Genomic DNA, 2913 nt, shown 5'->3' with positions numbered 1-2913 from the left:
CGATATATCGGGTGTTATAACCTATGTTAATGATGAGTTTTGTAGAGTATCAGGTTTTAGTAGAGATGAGCTAATAGGAAAAAGCCACAATATCATACGAAGTCCAGATGTACCCAAAGAGTTTTTTTTAGATATGTGGGATACGATAAAAAAGAGAAAAAAAAGATGGCAGGGTATAGTAAAAAATAGAACCAAAGATGGTAAATTATATTATGTTAAAGCGATAATCCAACCGATTTTTAATCTTGATGGTAAGATAGAGGAGTTTATCGCATCTAGAACACTTATTACAGATATTATTAACCCCCAAAAACAGCTTATGGATTTTCTAAAACCCATGGATGAGTCTCTTGTTGTTCTGATAAAGATAGAAGATATTAAATATCTTAGCTGTTTTTTGGACAGAGAGTTAAATGAAGAGATACAAGAAGAGTTTGCAGGAAAACTTTTTGACCTTCTACCACAAGAGTGTAATTTTTTCAAAATATATCTACTTGAAGATGGTGAGTTTGCTATTGCCAAAGACAAAAGTGCTTGTATCCACAAGACAGATGATATAATCAAAAGAGTAAAAGAGTTTCAAGAGAGGGTCAACTATGCAAAAATCAATATGAGACATATTGATTATGACTTATCAATTGTTATTAGTCTTGCTTATGGTAGAGATGCTTTGTGGGATGCTAAAATTGGTTTGAAAGAGCTTCTTAAGACAAAGCAAAACTTTATAGTAGCAAATGGTATATATAGAGAGAGTCAAGAGAGATCAAAAAGGAATATAGAGACATTTAAGATGATAAAAAGAGCAATTGATTCTTATAATATAGTCTCATATTTTCAACCTATTGTCAATAACAGAACAAAAAAAATAGAGAAGTATGAATCACTCGTAAGACTTATAGATGACAATAGCAATATAGTCTCACCTTATCACTTTTTGGAAGTATCCAAAAAAGGGAAGTACTATTCTCAAATTACCTTTATGGTTTTGGAAAATTCATTTAAAGCCCTTCATGAGACAGGGGCGAGTATCTCTATTAATTTTTCAGCACTTGATATTGAGAAAACTGAGACCAGAGAGAGGTTTATTTTTCTCTTAAAAGAGAATAAATTAGATGCTCATAGAGTGACATTGGAGCTGGTAGAAGATGAAGATATTAGTGATTTTAATCTTATTAGAAATTTTATAAAAGAGATTAAATCATTAGGCGTTAAAGTCGCAATAGATGACTTTGGGGTAGGTTACTCAAACTTTGAGAGAGTACTAGAGTATAAACCAAATTTTTTAAAAATAGATGGTAGACTTATTAGGAATCTTTCAACGGATAAGTTTGCATACTCTATTGTTGAGGCTATTGTCTCTTTTGCAAAAAAGGAGAATCTTCAAACTATAGCTGAGTATGTAGAGAGTGAGGAGATTTATGATATTATATGCCAAATGGGGGTAGACTATTCGCAAGGGTACTACTTTGGAAAGCCTGATATATTACAGGCTTATATTTAGCACTTCTTAAGCTCTCGTTTCAAAACCTTCCCAGTAGCATTTTTAGGAAGCTCATCTATAAAATGTAACTGTTTTGGCACTTTATAGTTCGCCAAATTATCTCGCAGATACTTTTTGAGTTTAGACTCATCTACAGACTCCACACCCTCATCTAGCTCAATATATGCAATAGGTATCTCACCACTCTTCTCATCGACTATACCAATAACAGCAGATGATGCCACGCCTGCAAAACCATCGATAACCTCTTCTATCTCTCGTGGATAGATATTAATCCCTTTGGAGATAATCAAATCTTTTTTTCTATCAACAATAAAGAGATAATCATCCTCATCCATATATCCCATATCACCTGTCAGAAGCCAACCGTTGATAACTGTCTCCTCTGTAGCCTCTGGGCGGTTTAGATAGCCCATCATGATATTGTCACCCTTGACGATGATGTCTCCTACCTCTCCTCTTGAAATCTCTACCATCTTCTCATCCACTATCTTCATCTCATAGTGAGAAAAAGCAGTTCCTACTGACTTTGCTTTTTGCAAAGAGAGAGGATTGATACAGACAGCAGGGGAGGCTTCGCTTAGACCATAGCCCTCTAACAGAACTGCTCGTTTGAACTTCTTTTGCATCCCATCTAGCGTTTTTGGTTGTAGAGCGGCGGCACCTGATACAAATCCTCGCACATTGTTAAACCACATAAAGTACCAAGGCAGTTTGGCTTTGACCAGTGCATTGTAGACATCAGGGATTCCCAAGAATATGGTAACTCGTTTGAGAAGTACCTGTTTGAAGATATTGCTAAATGGTTTGAGTGACGGGATAACCACCATAGAGGAGCCAAGATAGAGTGGTAAAATCACACCGATAGAGAAGGTAAATGAGTGAAACATTGGCAGAAATACTATAAATCTATCTTTGGTTCTAATGTTTAGATGGTTAATCCCACCATAGGCATTGGAGAAGATATTTCTATAGCTCAACATTGCACCTTTTGGTTTGCCTGTGGTTCCTGAAGTGTAGATAATCACAGCCAGTTCATCTATCTCTGTGCTACTATCTTCAGCAGAGTCAGGGAAGCTCATCGCCTGTGCAAAAGGTACATGACGAGTGTTATACTCTGTAGCTTCACCCTCCCAAATAGTTAGCTCTATATGCTGTTGTGCCTCTTCGTGTCTGCATACTTTCTCATGCACCATAGAGCTAATAAGAACCTTTGCTCCTGAATCCTCTAGTATATAACTAAGTTCCCCCTCTTTTAGAAAGGTATTGATAGGAACCGATACAGCCCCCAGTTTAGAGATAGCAAAAATAGCATAGATAAACTCGGCTGAATTTCGCATAAATAGAGCTACCTTATCACCTCTGCCTACACCACTGTTAGCTAAAAAACCTGCAAGTGTATCACTCTTTTT

General features: G+C 36.3%; 2 protein-coding genes. One reads left to right on the top strand and one right to left on the bottom strand.

The features are described 5' to 3' along the window. On the top strand, positions 1–1501 hold a 1501-nt coding region (locus GSY74_RS04180; protein ID WP_164663851.1), incomplete at its 5' end, for an EAL domain-containing protein. Here the strand turns inward: GSY74_RS04180 and GSY74_RS04175 are convergent. Beyond that, positions 1498–2913 (bottom strand): long-chain-fatty-acid--CoA ligase (locus tag GSY74_RS04175; protein WP_164663850.1); only part of this gene is annotated, 1416 nt, incomplete at its 5' end. The genes GSY74_RS04180 and GSY74_RS04175 overlap by 4 nt on opposite strands.

The sequence above is a fragment of the Sulfurovum sp. bin170 genome, assembly GCF_010892395.1.
Taxonomy (GTDB): Bacteria; Campylobacterota; Campylobacteria; order Campylobacterales; family Sulfurovaceae; genus UBA1140.
Note: the sequence above shows the minus strand (reverse complement) of the source record. Positions and strands in the feature narration are given on the sequence as shown.